The sequence below is a fragment of the Nocardioides halotolerans DSM 19273 genome (assembly GCF_000422805.1).
Classification (GTDB): Bacteria; Actinomycetota; Actinomycetes; order Propionibacteriales; family Nocardioidaceae; genus Nocardioides; species Nocardioides halotolerans.
Genome location: NZ_KE383927.1, coordinates 116,324 through 130,688 on the forward strand (window position 1 = coordinate 116,324; position 14,365 = coordinate 130,688).

Annotated in this window: 14 protein-coding genes; 6 read left to right on the forward strand and 8 right to left on the reverse strand. The window is 73.3% G+C overall.

All coding sequences use genetic code 11. From position 1 onward, the window contains the following. Window positions 1–65 precede the first annotated feature (65 nt). The 4 genes from G514_RS0123470 to G514_RS0123485 form a co-directional block, all read right to left on the reverse strand. Window positions 66–2,003 carry a M3 family metallopeptidase gene (locus G514_RS0123470; protein WP_028653736.1) on the reverse strand — a complete coding sequence of 646 codons (1,938 nt, stop codon included), beginning with the start codon at window positions 2,001–2,003 and terminating at the stop codon, window positions 66–68. 83 nt (window positions 2,004–2,086) lie between these two features. Next, the gene (locus G514_RS0123475; RefSeq protein ID WP_028653737.1) at window positions 2,087–2,974 is read right to left on the reverse strand and encodes a hypothetical protein; all 888 of its coding nucleotides are present in this window, start codon (window positions 2,972–2,974) and stop codon (window positions 2,087–2,089) included. An 89-nt stretch (window positions 2,975–3,063) separates the two neighbouring features. Further along, a complete protein-coding gene (locus G514_RS0123480; protein ID WP_051248178.1) occupies window positions 3,064–4,335 on the reverse strand; it encodes an RNA polymerase sigma factor in 1,272 nt (423 codons plus the stop codon). 8 nt (window positions 4,336–4,343) lie between these two features. Continuing rightward, window positions 4,344–4,703 (reverse strand): YciI family protein, encoded by a 360-nt coding sequence (locus tag G514_RS0123485; RefSeq protein ID WP_028653739.1) that lies wholly within the window; start codon window positions 4,701–4,703, stop codon window positions 4,344–4,346. Window positions 4,704–4,832: 129 nt separating this feature from the next. Here G514_RS0123485 and G514_RS0123490 point away from each other — a divergent pair, with 129 nt between their 5' ends. The 3 genes from G514_RS0123490 (at window position 4,833) to G514_RS0123500 (ending at window position 6,258) form a co-directional block, all read left to right on the forward strand. Further along, window positions 4,833–5,228: a VOC family protein gene (locus G514_RS0123490; protein ID WP_028653740.1), complete on the forward strand. Its 396-nt coding sequence runs from the start codon at window positions 4,833–4,835 to the stop codon at window positions 5,226–5,228. A gap of 74 nt (window positions 5,229–5,302) precedes the next feature. Beyond that, window positions 5,303–5,890 (forward strand): maleylpyruvate isomerase N-terminal domain-containing protein, encoded by a 588-nt coding sequence (locus G514_RS28655; RefSeq protein WP_051248180.1) that lies wholly within the window; start codon window positions 5,303–5,305, stop codon window positions 5,888–5,890. 11 nt (window positions 5,891–5,901) lie between these two features. Continuing rightward, a complete protein-coding gene (locus tag G514_RS0123500) occupies window positions 5,902–6,258 on the forward strand; it encodes a hypothetical protein (RefSeq protein WP_028653741.1) in 357 nt (118 codons plus the stop codon). Window positions 6,259–6,311: 53 nt separating this feature from the next. Here the strand turns inward: G514_RS0123500 and G514_RS0123505 are convergent, their stop codons facing one another. Continuing rightward, complete coding sequence (locus tag G514_RS0123505; protein ID WP_028653742.1) at window positions 6,312–8,585, reverse strand: RyR domain-containing protein; 2,274 nt, start codon at window positions 8,583–8,585, stop codon at window positions 6,312–6,314. 141 nt (window positions 8,586–8,726) lie between these two features. Between G514_RS0123505 and G514_RS0123510 the strand changes: the two genes are divergently transcribed. Both G514_RS0123510 and G514_RS29635 read left to right on the forward strand, forming a co-directional pair. After that, a complete protein-coding gene (locus tag G514_RS0123510) occupies window positions 8,727–9,995 on the forward strand; it encodes an MFS transporter (RefSeq protein ID WP_028653743.1) in 1,269 nt (422 codons plus the stop codon). 158 nt (window positions 9,996–10,153) lie between these two features. Continuing rightward, window positions 10,154–11,092 carry a hypothetical protein gene (locus G514_RS29635; protein WP_028653744.1) on the forward strand — a complete coding sequence of 313 codons (939 nt, stop codon included), beginning with the start codon at window positions 10,154–10,156 and terminating at the stop codon, window positions 11,090–11,092. A gap of 17 nt (window positions 11,093–11,109) precedes the next feature. On the opposite strand, the gene G514_RS0123520 is transcribed toward G514_RS29635, so the two are convergent. After that, on the reverse strand, window positions 11,110–11,616 hold the full coding sequence (locus G514_RS0123520; RefSeq protein ID WP_028653745.1) for a mycothiol transferase: 507 nt from the start codon (window positions 11,614–11,616) through the stop codon (window positions 11,110–11,112). Between the two features lie 73 nt (window positions 11,617–11,689). Here G514_RS0123520 and G514_RS0123525 point away from each other — a divergent pair, with 73 nt between their 5' ends. Continuing rightward, complete coding sequence (locus tag G514_RS0123525) at window positions 11,690–12,601, forward strand: hypothetical protein (RefSeq protein WP_157545194.1); 912 nt, start codon at window positions 11,690–11,692, stop codon at window positions 12,599–12,601. On the opposite strand, the gene G514_RS0123530 is transcribed toward G514_RS0123525, so the two are convergent. Both G514_RS0123530 and G514_RS0123535 read right to left on the reverse strand, forming a co-directional pair. Beyond that, window positions 12,576–13,136 (reverse strand): TetR/AcrR family transcriptional regulator, encoded by a 561-nt coding sequence (locus G514_RS0123530; RefSeq protein ID WP_028653747.1) that lies wholly within the window; start codon window positions 13,134–13,136, stop codon window positions 12,576–12,578. The genes G514_RS0123525 and G514_RS0123530 overlap by 26 nt on opposite strands. Continuing rightward, window positions 13,133–14,350 carry a cytochrome P450 gene (locus tag G514_RS0123535; RefSeq protein ID WP_028653748.1) on the reverse strand — a complete coding sequence of 406 codons (1,218 nt, stop codon included), beginning with the start codon at window positions 14,348–14,350 and terminating at the stop codon, window positions 13,133–13,135. The genes G514_RS0123530 and G514_RS0123535 overlap by 4 nt, the downstream gene beginning before the upstream one ends. Between the last annotated feature and the right edge of the window lie 15 nt (window positions 14,351–14,365).

Genomic DNA, 14,365 nt, shown 5'->3' on the forward strand with positions numbered 1-14,365 from the left:
ATAGTACGCCGACGAGGCCGGCTGGGCAAGGCAGTTTCACCGGGTACCCGGTGAAACTGCCCGGCCTAGCGCGCCAGCCAGGCGGCGTACGCGTCGAAGGTGTAGGGCCGGCCGAGGAAGTCGGCGACCAGGTCGGCGGCGTCCTTCGTGCCGCCGGCGGCCAGGATCCGGTCGCGGTAGCGCGTGGCGACGTCGACGTCGAACAGGTCGTCGGGGTCGAAGGCCGAGAACAGGTCCTTCGCGATCACCAGCGACCACATGTAGGTGTAGTAGGCCGACGAGTAGCCGCCGAGGTGGCCGAAGTTGGCGAAGAAGTGGGTGCCGTCGATGAAGCGGTACGGCGAGTAGCGCTCCTGGAGCTCGACCTGCTTGCGCGACAGGTCGGCCGGCCGCTCGGTGTGGAACCAGTAGGACACCGAGGCGTAGAACATCTGCTGGCGGGCCTGCAGCCCCTTGCCGAAGTCGTCGGCCGCGCGCATCCGGGCGACCAGGTCGGCAGGGATCGGCTCGCCGTCGGCGTTGGTCGCGAAGGTCTGGAGGACGTCGGCGTCCCACGCCCACTCCTCGAGCATCTGGCTCGGCGCCTCGACGAAGTCCCACTCGGTGGCGACGCCCGAGAAGCGGGTCCAACCGACGTGGCCGCCGAGCACGTGGTGGACGAGGTGCCCGAACTCGTGGAACAGCGTCACGACATGGTCGTGCTCCATCAGGCCCTTGTTGAAGTTGCACAGCAGCGCGCCCTCGGGCAGCTGCCGGCCGGCGACGCCGTTGGTGATCGTGAACTGGGCGGCGTGCTTGTACTTGCCCTCGCGCGGGTGCAGGTCGAGGTAGATCCGCCCCAGGCTCTCGCCGTCGCCGGACTCGCCGTCGGCGGTCGAGAAGACGTCGTAGGCCGTCACGTCGCCGTGCCACAGCACGGCGTCCTCGGCCGGCTCGTAGCGCAGCCCGAACAACCGTCCGGTCACGTCGAGCAGGCCCTGCCGCACCTTGTCGAACGGGAAGTAGGTGCGCACCAGCTGCGAGTCGACGTCGTGCTGCTCCTTGCGGACCAGCTCCTCGTAGTAGATGGCGTCGGCAGAGGTGATCGCCTCGGCGTCGGGGACGTCCTGGCGGAACCGCTCCATGACGACGGCGAGGTCGCGCTCCATCGGACCCTGCGCGGCCTGCGCGATGCGGTCGATGAACTCCGGGATCGCCGGGCCCTTCTCGATCATCTTCACCGCGGCGTCGTACGACGCCCAGTCGGAGTAGCCGACCAGGTTGGCGTACTCGTGGCGGAGGTCGAAGAGCTCCTTGAGCAGCGGCTCGTTGTCGGGCCACCCGCGCTCGAGGAAGGCCACCGTGACCTGGCGGCGGACCTCGCGGTCGCGCACGAACATCCGGGCGGGGACCGCGTCGGGGTAGTCGGTGGTGACGGTGACGAGCCCGTCGTCGTCGACCGGGTGCTCGGCCAGCCAGTCCTCCGGCAGCCCGGCGAGCTGCTCGGGGGTCGCCCTGACCGACCGGACGTCGTCGCGGATGTTGCGGCTGAACTCCTGGTCGATCGCCGTGATCCGCTCGCTGATCTCGGCCAGGCGGCTGCGGGTGGCGTCGTCCTGGTCGACACCGGCGCGCCGGAACTCCTCGAGCGTCTTCTCCAGCAGGCGGGCTCCGGTCGGGTCGAGGCCCGCCGGGTCGAGCGCGTCGAACACGTCGTAGAGGGCGCGGTCCTGGCGCAGCTCGGTGACCAGCTTGTCGACCTCGATCTCGGCCTCCTCGCAGGCCGTCCGGACCTCGAGGTCGGGATGCGCGTTGGAGAAGAGGCCGGCGATCGCACCCACGTTGCTCAGCGTCAACGTCACCTCGTCCCACCGCCGCAGCACGCCCTCGGGCTCGGCCGGGGGATCGGTGCGCAGCCCGTCGACGAGCTCGCGCGCGGCCGCCAGCCCGGTCGCGGTCCGCTCCCGGACCCAGGCCAGTGCCTCGTCGGCTGGGGGCAGCTGCAGCGGGGTCGGCGGCGTCATGCCACCCAGCCTAGGAGGCGGTGGCGACGGCGCGCGCGGCCATTCGGCGAGGGCCGAACGGCGGAGACCCCGGCAGGCGACCCTCAGTGGAAGGTGAGGATCCGGACCGGCAGGTCGCTGATCGCCGACATCGCGCCGCCGCTGAAGTTGCACAGCGCCGCGCGCACGGTGGTCGCCGACGTGACCTCGACGCCGTAGAAGAACACGCCCTCCTGCATCGCACCCCGCACCGAGAACACCACCGCGTCACCGGCCGTGGCGCCGCCGATGCCGATGCTGACCGTCTCGCACCGGCCGTTCGCGACGGCGTTCGCCCCGATGGACACGCTGCCCGTGGCGGCACCGCCGACGATGTCGGAGAAGGTGATGCTCGCGTTCTGGATCTTGCTGCCGTCCACGGCATTCGCCGCGATGTCCGCGTTGGCCACCGCGCCCGTGGCCAGCTCGGCGGTCGTCACCGACCCGGTGGCCAGCTCGGCGGCCCCCAGCGAGTCGTTGACGATCTCGCCGCCGTCGATGGAGTTGTCCGCGATCTCCGAGGCCTCGACCGAGTTGGCGGCGAGGTCCGCGGCCGTGATGCTGGCGTCGGCGATGTGGGCGCCGGTGAGGGTGGCGAGCAGCACGTCGACGGCGGCTACCGTGCCGTCGGCGATGTCGGCGCCGGTCACGGAGCCGTTGGTGAGCTGGCCGCCACCGATCGTCTCGGCCCCGAGGTCGGCGCCGGTGAGGCTCCCGTCAGCGACCTTGCTGCCGTCGACCGACCCGGCGAGCAGGTCGGTGAGCCCCACGCCACCGTCCTTGATCTTGTCCGAGGTGACGGCGTTGTTCTTCAGGTCCACGGTCTTGACCTGACCGTTGACGATGTCCTTCGAGCGGACCGTGTTGGCCGCGTAGGCACCGCCCGTGCCGAGCGCCACCGCGAGGGCGAGGACCGAGCAGACGTTGGCGAACGTGAGATGACGGACGAGCACGAGCGGCCTCCCGGATGCGAGCGAAGGACCTCACTGTGTCGCCGTGGCGCCGCCGCGGACAGGTTGCTGGCAGGTGGTCTGGACCGCCGTCAGGCCAGCTGGTCGCGCCGCCGGCCGAGGTAGCCGCGCTCGGCCTGGTTCTCGGTGAGCCGGATGGCCGCGTCGTAGGCCGCCCGCGCCTCGGCCGAGCGACCGAGCCGGCGCAGCAGGTCCGCGCGGGTCGCGTGCCAGGCGTGGTAGCCCTCGAGCAAGAGGCGGTCGACCTCGGCCAGCGCCACCTCGGCCCCGTCGAGCTCGGCCACCGCGACCGCGCGGTTGAGGGCGACGATCGGCGAGGGCGAGACGGCGTAGAGCTGGGAGTAGAGGGTGGCGATCTGTGCCCAGTCGGTGTCGGCCGCGGTCGGCGCATCGGTGTGCACGGCGTTGATCGCGGCGAGCAGCTGGTAGTGGCCCGGTCGCGGGCCACCCGCCGCGTGCCGCGCCAGGCACTCGCGGACCAGCTCGTGTCCCTCGGCGATCAGCGTGCGGTCCCAGCCGCCGCGGTCCTGCTCGTGCAGCGGGACCAGCTCGCCGCCGGCCACCCGGACCGTACGACGCGCGTCGGTCAGCAGCATCAGCGCGAGCAGACCGGCCACCTCGGCGACGTCGGGCAGCAGCAGGCGCAGGATGCGGGCCAGCCGGATCGCCTCGGAGGTCAGCTCGTGGCGGATGGGCGAGGCGTCGGCCGAGGAGGAGAGGTAGCCCTCGTTGAAGACCAGGTAGATCACCGCGAGCACGCCGTCGACGCGCTGCCCGAGGTCCTCCGCGGACGGGACGCGGTAGGGGATCCTGGCCGCGCTGATCTTCTTCTTCGCGCGGGTGATCCGTTGCGCCATCGTGGTCTCGGGGACGAGGAACGCCTGCGCGATCTCGGCCACGGTCAGCCCGCCGAGCAGGCGCAGGGTGAGGGCCACGCGCGCCTCGGGTGCGAGGGCCGGGTGGCAGCAGGTGAAGATCAGCCGCAGCCGGTCGTCCTCGACCACGCCGGTCGGTTCGTGCGGGGTGTCGTCGGTCATCATGAGGGCCGCCTGGTGCTTGGCGTCGCGGTGGGACTCGCGCCGGATCTTGTCGATCGCACGGTTGCCGGCCGTCGTGGTCAGCCAGCCGCCGGGGTTCGGCGGCACGCCGTCACGCGGCCAGCGCTCGACGGCCGCGAGGAGCGCCTCGCCGGCCGCCTCCTCGGCGATGTCGAGGTCGCCGAACCGCCGCGTCAGTGACGCGACGATCCGGCCGTACTCCTCGCGGTAGATCCGCTCGATCGCCGCCGTGCTGCCGGTGCTGTCGGTGCTGTCGGCGCTGCCGGTGCTGTCGGTGGAGTCCATCCGGGTCGTCAGGCCGCCGGAGGCTCGGGCTGGAACGGGCGGACCTCGACCTTGCCCTGGCACGCCTTCGACGCCTCGGTCGCCCATTCGAGGGCCGCGTCGAGGTCGGGGAGCTCGAGGATCCAGAAGCCGCCGATCCACTCCTTGGCCTCGGCGAACGGACCGTCGGTGACGATCGCCTCCGCACCGGTGTTGTCGACGGTCGTCGCCACGTCGATCGGCTCGAGCCCTCCGCCGAAGACCCACACGCCGGCGTCCATCATCTTCTTGTTGACGGCGTCCACGGCCTCGAACACCGGCTGCATCGCCTCGAGGTCGAACTCGGGGTCGTCGACCGTGCCGTGCACGGCGAGCATGTACTGGGTCATCTCGGTCTCCTTCGTCAGGGGTGCCGGGGTGGCGCCCTCAACCCCACCACGAACGCCGGAACCGCGAAACGACACCCGCGGGAGAAAATTCTCGGTGGCCCGGTCAGGCGCGAGGTCTAAGGTCCTTGGATGGCGCGGCCGGCCCACCCCTACCTGTCCAGCACCGTGCTCGGCACGCCCGACCCACCCGGGCTGGCGGAGTTCTACCGGCAGCTCCTCGGCTGGGTCTACCGCGACGAGGACCACCAGGCGGACGACGAGTGGGTGGTGATCAAGCCGCCGGGCGGGGGCGCCGGGCTCTCGTTCCAGCTCGAGACCCAGCACGAGCCGCCCACGTGGCCGACCGCGCGGGGCAGCCAGCAGATGCAGCTGCACCTCGACATCGGCGTCGGCGACCTCGACGCCGAGGTCGCCCGGGCAGAGGCGCTCGGCGCGCGCCAGGCCGAGTGGCAGCCGCAGGACGACGTGCGCGTGCTGCTCGACCCGGCCGGCCACCCGTTCTGCCTGTTCGCGCCCGGCGGCTGAGCGCCTCGCCGCGCGTCCTCCGGCCTCGGGCGGAGGGTGTCTCAGTGGGCCGGGGTGGGGCTAGCGTCACCACGGTGACCGACTGGGGAGCCTTCTACCGCGAGCACGTCGCGGCGATCAGCGAGCTGGCGCCGACCCTGACCGGGGAGCAGCTCGCCTCGAAGGTGGACGGCACGCCGGCCTGGACCGTGCACGAGGTGCTGGCGCACCTGGCGGGGGTGGCGAGCGACGGCGTCACCGGCCGGATGGACGGCGCGCCCGGCCCGGAGTGGACCTCGCGCCACGTCAACGAGCGGGTGCACCTGGCGGTCGCCGACCTGGTCGAGGAGCTGCGCGAGCACGAGGACGCGGTGGCCGCGTCGGTCGCCGGCAACCCGCGACCGGCGCTGGTCTGGAACATCGCGGTGCACCACGCCGACCTGCACGAGTCGCTCGGACTGCCGCGGCTGCCCGACCACCTGTGGGCGCCGGTCGCGGAGGCGGTCGCGCCCCAGGTGTCCCGGCTCACCGGCGAGGTGGCGCCGTACGAGCTGTTCCGGGCGGTGTTCTCGCGGCGCTCGCGCGCGCAGATGCAGGCGTGGGGTACCGGCCTGTCCGCCGAGGAGCTCGACGAGCTGTGCATCTTCGGTCCTCGCGAGGACGACCAGCCCGTCCCGGCCTGAGAGGAGACACCGTGGCCCGCTACTCCGTCAACGAGGCCGCGGTGGCGCGGTGCCGCGAGCTGATCCGGGGCAAGCAGTACGTCCTCGAGTCCGACTGGGGCGACGCCCAGCCCGGTGCCGCGACCGGCACCGCCTACCTCGAGCGGCACACGTGGGAGGAGTACGCCGCGTGGCACCTCGGCCTCACCGAGGGTGCCGCCGACGAGACCAAGGCGCGCTACGCGTTCGTCTACGGCGACCTGCGGCGGGTGCACCGCAGCGGGCTCATCGCCTGCGTCTACCGCGCCTCAGAGTGGCGGCACAAGGCGGTCGAGCTCGCCGCCCACGACCTGCTGCAGGAGCTCGATCGGGTCGCCGGGATCGGCTGAGCGGAGCCCCCGCGACGTGCGCCCGGTGGCCGGTCCGGCCGGCCGCGTCGCGCTCAGCCCTCGACGCGGTCGTACGCCGACTCGAGGTGTGCCGCGGAGACCAGCCACTCCTCGCCGGCGACGCCGCGCAGCACCCACTGGCCCGGGCGCGCGGTCTGGTCGCCCTCCAGGCTGTGCACGACCTCGCCGGGCCTGGCCAGGCGGCCGCGCACCTCGCCCACCCGACGCCAGCGGTCGCCGCCGAGCGGCTCGTGGGTCTCCTCGAAGATCGCGGCGTCCACCGAGCGGGAGCCGCCGTCGTCGATGACCTCCCAGTCGCCGGCCCGCCCTCGCATGACCGCGCCGGCGGCGGTCGTCCACGACCACGGCTCGTCGCGGCGCACGGCCGTGACCTCGCCGCGGCGTCGCAGCCGCACCCAGGTGGCGTGGGGGTCGTCGAAGGACCGGTAGCCCAGCGTCTCCAGGAGGGCGAGGCTGTCGACGACGCCCTCGCGGTCCTTGGCCCGGCTCTCGTCGGGCAACCGGTCCCACGGCAGCAGGTCGGGGTGCTTCTTCGTCGCGCGGTCGCGGGTGGGGCCCCAGGTCCACCCGTAGCGCCGGTAGTGGTCGAGCCACGAGTCGTGCTCGCGGCGGGCCATCTCGTCGAGCTGGTCGTCGCTCGGCGGCGACGCGGCGTCGGCGCTGGCGCCCCAGCTGCGCCCGACGGCGACCGCCGAGCCCAGCGTGGTCAGCACCTGCCGGACGTTGGACTCGCGGTAGAAGGGCGCCAGCTCGGCCCACGGCCGGCGCGCGGGGTCGTCGGCGTCGGGGTGGTCGCGGAGGTAGTCCTCGTGCAGCAGCCGCGCGATGCGCTCCCAGCTGTCCACGGGCCGGCCCTGACCCGCGTCGAGCGTCGAGCCGAACGCCCGCACCTGCGCGAGCAGCGGCTCCGCGCCCAGGCCCGAGACCTCCGCGTGGCGCGAGTAGACCAGCAGGCGTGGGTACGACGCACCGAGCCGCGAGGCCAGGCGCTGGTCGGGGAGGCTCACGTCGCTGAAGACCAGGGCCGGAGCGGCGTGCTCCTCGACGGCCTCGGCCACCACCTCGTCGAGCTCGTGGTCGGTCTCGGCGTGCACCCGGTCGAGCTGGGCGTTGCCGAAGCGGCGCTGGGAGAGCGCGTGCTCCTCCAGCACCTCGTCGGCGCTCTCCCCGACGATCGTCACTCCCGGCGCCGAAGCCCCGCGGTGGCCGGGACGCCCGGTGCCGAGGCCGCCCTCGCGAGCGCGCTGCGCGAGCTCGGCCACCACCGCGAAGGTCAGGTCGGACTGCCCGGCGAGCAGCACGTGGTCGACCCCGCGCTCGACCAGGTGGTCGACGAGCAGCCGGGCGGTCACCTCGTTCTCGCTGATGGTGTCGACGATCCACTCCGGGATGCGGGACAGGTAGCGGCGCCGCCAGTCCTCGGCCTGCCACGCCTCGTCCATCCGCACCAGCGCGCGGACGGGGTGGTTGCCCGTCACCGTCCGACGCCCCTCGACCGCGGTCTGCACGACGCCCATCAGGCGCTGCGCCTCGGTGCTGTCCGGAGCCAGCACGGCCAGCCGGCGCAGCGCGTGCCGCCTCGACGGCCGCACGAGCAGCCGGGCGACGGCGTCGACGCTGCGAGGGTCGGTGACCACCACCCGCCAGCCGGCCGCGCGCGCCTGGCCGACCCAGGGTGCCAGCGGGTCGGGGGTGAGGACGGCGAGCGTGTACCGGTCGGAGTCGGCGGCGAGTGCGGTCAGCAGCGGGGCCGAGGTGGCGTCCACCCCCAGCACCACGGAGAGCCGCGGCGACCAGCGCACGGCCACCCGGTCGACCTGCGTGCGCAGCAGCGCGGCCAGCGCGCTCGTCGCGGCGACGAGCAGCACGATGAGCTGTGTGAGGCGAGCGAACTGCAGTGCCAGCGGCACGCCACCGGTGTCGCAGCCGGGCGCCGAGAACATGTCGACCGCGTAGTTGTTGGTGAGCAGCCCCACCACGCGGGTCACGACGCTCCAGCCGGTGCTGAGCCCCTCCTCCGGGCAGCGGCCGTACGACGCCGACGCCAGCACCAGCACGGTCGCGATGCCCAGACCGAGGAGGACGACCGCGAAGGGCCTGCTGCTGCGCCGGTGGACCCAGCGCCAGGTCCCGTAGGCGAGCAGGCCGGCGGCCAGGTTGACCGCGATCGGCCAGGCCGCCCGCGGGTCGCCGTACGCGCCGAGGAAGCCGGGCAGGTCGACGTAGACCGCGACGGCCAGCAGTGCCACGCCGACCGCGTAGACCGCGCCGGCGGCCCAGATCACCCATCGCGCGCGCTCGGTCACGCGAGGATCGTAGGTGGCGGCCCTTCCTCGGCCGCGCAGCTCGGTCAGCACCTTCGCGAGGCGTCGGGCTCACGGGCCGCGTCACCTCGAGCCGCAGCACCCCCGTCGCAGAGCGACCCGCCGCTGCCCGACACTTGAGCGGTGGTGGACCTCCGGAGCCTGGTGGCCGACACCCGGCCCCTCCAGGAGGAGCACTTCCGGCGGCTGTGGCTCGCCAACATCGTCACCGTGGTCGGCGCCCAGCTGACGGTGGTGGCGGTGCCGGCGCAGATCTACACCGAGACCGGGTCGTCGGCGTACGTGGGCCTCACGGGGGTCTTCGGCCTGGTGCCGCTGCTCGTCTTCGGGCTGTACGGCGGCGCGCTGGCCGACGTCTTCGACCGGCGCACGATCCTCCTCGTCACGACCGCCGGCCTGATCGTGACCAGCGGTCTCTTCTGGCTCCAGGCGTTCCTCGGCGGGGCGAACGTCTGGCTGCTGCTCGGTCTCTTCGCCGTCCAGCAGGCCTTCTTCGCGGTCAACCAGCCGACCCGCAGCGCCGTGCTGCCCAAGATCGTCCCCCTCGAGCTGCTGCCGGCCGCCAACTCGCTGAACATGACCGTCTTCCAGGCGGGAGCGATCGGCGGGCCGCTCCTGGCCGGGGTGCTGATCCCGGTGATCGGACTCGACTGGCTCTACCTCGTCGACACGGCCACCCTGTTCGCGACGCTGGCCGCGGTCGTCCGCCTGCCGCGGCTGCCGGTCGTGGACGCGAGCACCGCCGCGCCGGGCGTCCGCGCGGTGGTCGAGGGCTTCGCCTACCTCCGGCACCAGCCCGTGCTGCTCATGTCGTTCGTGGTCGACATCATCGCGATGGTCTTCGGCATGCCGCGCGCGCTGTTCCCCGAGATCGCGCACGTCGACCTCGGCGGGCCGGAGGCGGGCGGGCTCGCCTTCGCGCTGCTGTTCGCCGCGATCCCGGCCGGTGCGGTGCTCGGCGGCGTGTTCAGCGGCTGGGTCTCGCGGGTCGACGCGCAGGGCCGCGCGGTCATCGCGTGCATCCTCGTGTGGGGCGTGGCGATGGCCGGCTTCGGCCTCGCGATCGGCCTCGCGGACGTGGCGCGCACGCCGATGCTGATCGTCGCGCTGCTCATGCTGGTCATCGGAGGCGCGGCCGACATGGCCTCGGCGGCGTTCCGCACGAGCATGCTCCAGAGCGCCGCCGACGACGCCGTGCGGGGCCGGCTGCAGGGCGTGTTCATCGTCGTCGTGGCCGGCGGGCCACGCATCGCCGACGTCGTGCACGGAGCCAGCGCCGCTGCGGTCGGCACCGCCGCGGCAGCGGCCGGCGGAGGAGTCCTCGTGGTCATCGGCACCGTGGTCGCAGCGCTGCTCGCGCCCGCATTCGTGCGCTACCGCCTCGGCCGGTAGTCCCCCGGGGAGCCCGGGTCCAGCACGGCCCGTTCGGGTCAGGCGGCCCGCGGCGTCGCGCTCGCCAGGTCATCGATCCAGACGTCGATCGCGGACGAACGGCGCAATGGCCTACTTGGGCCATGCGCCGCGGCTCCCGGTGTCACTACCGTCCACCCATGCCCTCCCGACGACGCACCCTCACCACGGCCGGCGCGCTCGTCGCCGGCCTCGCCCTGGCCTCCCTCGCGTCGCCGCCAGGGGCGGCCGCACCTGAGGCGTCCCAGGTCAGCGCAGTCGCCCCGGTCCATGCCCGAGCAGGCACGTCGGCCACGATCGGGCAGGTCGCGGCGAGCCCCGACACCGCCGCGAGCTGCGGCTCGGCGTTCACCGCGGTGCAGGCGTCGAGCGCCGCCCCCCAGCCGTACGTCGTGCCGGCGGCCGGTGTGATCACCTCATTCTCCACGGCCGCCAGGACGACGCCCCTCGTCGGCAGCGTCAGGGCGGTCATGTTCGTCCCCGCAGGAGCCGGCACCTACGCGCAGGTCGGGAAGAGCGCCCTGGCGGCCGTCACGCCGGCCGTGCTCAACACGTTCCCAACCCGGATCCCGGTGCCCGCAGGTGCGACCCTCGGTATGCAGTTCACCAACCCGTCGATGGCCTGTGGGGTGGCCGACGCCGGCAGCTCGCTCGAGTACCTCGCCACCTACGACCCGGACAACCCGGTCCCCTTCACCGGCACCCCGGCCTCCTACCTGCTCAACGCCGCCGCGGTCTGGGAGTCCGACGCGGACGCGGACGGGTTCGGGGACGTGACCCAGGACCTCTGTCCCCAGTCGGCCCGCAGCCAGGCGGCGTGCCCGGCGCCGGACACGCGGGTCAAGTCCGCACCCAAGGCGACGCCCAAGGCGAAGATCAAGATCAGCTTCGTGTCGTCGGTCCCCGGGTCGACGTTCACCTGCTCGGTGGACGGCAAGCCGGCGAAGCCGTGCTCCTCGCCGTTCCGCAAGCGCTACTCCCTCGGCAAGCACAAGGTGCGCATCACCGCGACGAGCCCGGCGGGCATCGTCGAGGCGAAGCCGGCCACCGTGAAGTTCCGCAGGATCGCGCCGCGCTGACGCAGGCCAGTCGCAGGTCAGCCGGAGGTCAGCAGACCCCGCACGTACGCCGCCTGGCCCGCGTGCTGCAGGTCGTCGCTGAGCACGCTCACCAGGCGGACGCCGAGCGTCACGGGAGGGTCCCACCGCTCGTCGACGACCCGGTCGAGGTCCTCGCTGCTGACCGTCGCCAGGTAGGCGGCCGTGGCCTCGTGGACCGCCTCGACGTACGCAGCGAGCAGGTCGGCGCTCGCGCGGACCTGCCCCACCTCCTCGCTCGTCATCGAGTAGCCGGTGGCGTCAGGCGGGATCGGCAGGCCGAAGCGGCCCACGAAGTCCTGCGCGGTCCACACCTGCTCGGTGCCGGCGACCTCGGCGACGTGGTCGTCCTGGACGCGCGCCAGGTGCCAGACCAGCCAGGCGATCGAGTTGGCGCCGGGTGCCGGGCGGGCGACCAGCTGGTCGTCGGTGAGACCGTCGACCGCGGCCGTCGCGGTCTGGCGGATGCGGTCGAAGGCGTCGGAGAGCAGCTCCGCGGGTGTCATGCCCACCGACGGTAGTCCGCCCGCGGCACTCGACGCACTGACGCGATGCGGGGTCGTGGGCCACCATATGGCCGTGCGTCCGTCCCTCGTCCTCGCCACCGTGGCCGCGCTGGCGGTCGGGCTGCTCGCGCCCGCGGGCGCCGGCGCCGTCCCCGCGAGCCGCGTCACGCCGCCGCGGATCGGCCAGGCCGGACCGGCGGTGGCCGTCTGCAACGCGACCGCACCGGCCGCGGTCCTGGCCGGCGGCTCCGCCGGGCCGGCGTACGTCGCACCCGTCGACGGCGTCGTGACCGGCTTCAGCCACCAGGCCAACGGCACGGCCGGGCAGGTGCGTGCGCTGGTGCTCGCCGACGCGCCCTCGACGAGCAACAAGATCGTCGTCGCCAAGAGCGCGAAGATGACGGTGTCGGTCAACAAGCTCAACGCGTTCGGGGTCCAGCTGCGCATGAGGGCCGGCGAGCGGCTGGCGCTGTGGTACTCCACCAACCTGATGGCCTGCCTGACCGTCGGCACGGCCGGAGACACGAGTGTCGCGTCGGCGCCCTTCGACGCCGACGTGAACCCCGTCTTCGCGCCCACGGGCTCGTTCGTCGGCAGCTACCGACCCAACATCGCGGCCTCCTTCGAGCCCGATGCCGACGGCGACGGGTTCGGCGACTACACGCAGGACGCGTGCCCGCGCTCGGCGCTCACCACCGCGGTCTGCCCCGAGCCCGACACCAGGATCACCAGGAAGCCCAAGCACGCGTCGACGCGTCACAAGGTGAAGGTGACGATCCGGTTCACCTCCTCGATCGCCGGCTCGACGTTCCAGTGCCGGCTCGACGGCCACAAGAAGTGGAAGAGGTGCTCGTCGCCCTTCAAGCGGACGCTCGGCATCGGCAAGCACCGGCTGCAGGTGCGGGCGGTCAGTCCTCAGGGTGTGCCCGACCGCAGGCCCGCGACGGCCAGGTTCACGATCACGAAGGCGAAGCGGCACCGCTGAGCGAGGGCACCACGAACCGCTCGACGAGCGCACGCTCCTCGGCGGCGTCGCGGCCCGGCACGATCAACAGCGAGACGATCACCCGCACGAGCCAGCGCGCGGCCAGCGGATCGGTGTCGACCCCGCGCACGAGCGCCTCGACGACCGGCGACGCGAGAGCCATCTCAGCGGTCGCCGCGGCGTCAGCGCGTGCGAACCAGGCGGACAGGGCCGGCGCCTCGCGCACCCGCGCCAGCGCGGACAGGATCGCGGTGCCGAGCCGCTGCTGCGGGTCCTCGACCCGGGCCGCGTCGGCGGCCACGAGCCCGCCGACGCGCCGGGCCTCGCGATGGACGTAGGCCAGGTGCAGCTCGTGGCGGTCCGCGAAGTAGCGGTAGACGGTGGCGCGGGAGCAGCCGGCGGCCCGCGCCACGTCGCCCATGGCGACCGCGCCGATGCCGCCCCTGTGGGCGGCGGAGTCGGTGAAGAGCTCGCCCGCGGCGTCGAGGATCCTCTCGGCCGCAAGCCTCGTGCGGTCGTCCGCGAGCCAGCTCATGCCGCGGCCAGGGGGACGGTGAGCGGGCGGCGGACGTAGCGGCCGGGCGCCCAGGTGACCCCGTCGAGGTCGATTGTGAACGACGGGATGCGGGCGAGCAGCTCCTCGAGCGCCACGCGGACCATCAGGCGGGCGGCGGCGTTGCCGATGCAGTGGTGGTTGCCCTGGCCGAAGGTGAGGATCTGCGTCGGGTGGCGGCGTACGTCGAGCCGCTCGGCGTCGGCGCCGTACTTGCGGGGGTCGCGGTTGGCGGCGGCGTAGCAGAGCAGCACCTTGCGTCCGGCCGGGACGGTCACGCCGTGCAGCTCGACGTCGCGGGTGACCGTGCGGGCCAGGCCCTGCACCGGCGAGGTGAGCCGCAGGAACTCCTCGACCGCGCTGCCGAGCAGGCCCGGATCAGCCGCGAGGAGGGCCCGCTGGTCGGGGCGGGCGGCGAGCAGCTGCACCGCCCCGCCGAGCGCACCCGTGGTGGTGTCGTTGCCGCCGGTCACCATCGCGAAGACGTAACCGAGGATGCTGAGCAGGCCCGCGTCGTCGTCGCCGACACCGGCCGCGACCAGGTGCGACACCGTGTCGTCGCCGCGGTCCTCGGCCGGCTCCCGGCGCCGGCGCTCGATCAGCTCGGAGAAGTAGCCGAGCATGGCGGCCGTCGCGTCCGCCGCCCCGGTCGGGTCGCCCGCCGAGCTGGCGGCCACGATCGCGTCGGTCCAGCCGTCGAAACGGTCGCGGTCCTCGGCGGGGACGCCGAGGTAGTGGGCCACCACCATGCTCGGCAGCGGCTTGAAGAGCTCGACCACGATGTCGCCACCGCCGGAGACGACGAAGGCGTCGAGGCGGGCGGCGACGAAGCGGCGGACGTCGGGCTCGATCTCACGCACGGCCCGGGGCGTGAACCCACGCGAGACGAGCCTGCGGAACGCCGTGTGCTCGGGCGGGTCGAGCATCACCATCGGCGGGTTGTCGGCGAGACCGATCTTCTCGAGCTCGCCGTACTCGACGGTCAGGCCGCGCGCGCTCGAGAAGGTGTCGGTGTCGACGGCAGCGCGGAGGACGTCCTCGTGCCGCGAGAGCACGTAGTAGTCGTCGTGCGGCCGGCCGCGAGGGACCACGTGGTGGACCGGGTCGTGGTCGCGCAGCCCGGCGTACATCGCCCACGGACTGGCCCACGCCGCTCCACCGCCAGGCGTGAAGCTCGGAGACGTCGTGGCCGTCATGTCGTGAGCATGAGA

Bases quoted from the DNA above. Each gene is read 5' to 3' on its own strand.
- G514_RS0123485 (WP_028653739.1), bottom strand. From the start codon at position 4,703: ATGACCCAGTACATGCTCGCCGTGCACGGCACGGTCGACGACCCCGAG.
- G514_RS0123535 (WP_028653748.1), bottom strand. From the start codon at position 14,350: ATGACGGCCACGACGTCTCCGAGCTTCACGCCTGGCGGTGGAGCGGCG.
- G514_RS0123470 (WP_028653736.1), bottom strand. From the start codon at position 2,003: ATGACGCCGCCGACCCCGCTGCAGCTGCCCCCAGCCGACGAGGCACTG.
- G514_RS0123520 (WP_028653745.1), bottom strand. From the start codon at position 11,616: ATGACACCCGCGGAGCTGCTCTCCGACGCCTTCGACCGCATCCGCCAG.
- G514_RS29635 (WP_028653744.1), top strand. From the start codon at position 10,154: ATGCCCTCCCGACGACGCACCCTCACCACGGCCGGCGCGCTCGTCGCC.
- G514_RS0123530 (WP_028653747.1), bottom strand. From the start codon at position 13,136: ATGAGCTGGCTCGCGGACGACCGCACGAGGCTTGCGGCCGAGAGGATC.
- G514_RS0123480 (WP_051248178.1), bottom strand. From the start codon at position 4,335: ATGGACTCCACCGACAGCACCGGCAGCGCCGACAGCACCGACAGCACC.
- G514_RS0123490 (WP_028653740.1), top strand. From the start codon at position 4,833: ATGGCGCGGCCGGCCCACCCCTACCTGTCCAGCACCGTGCTCGGCACG.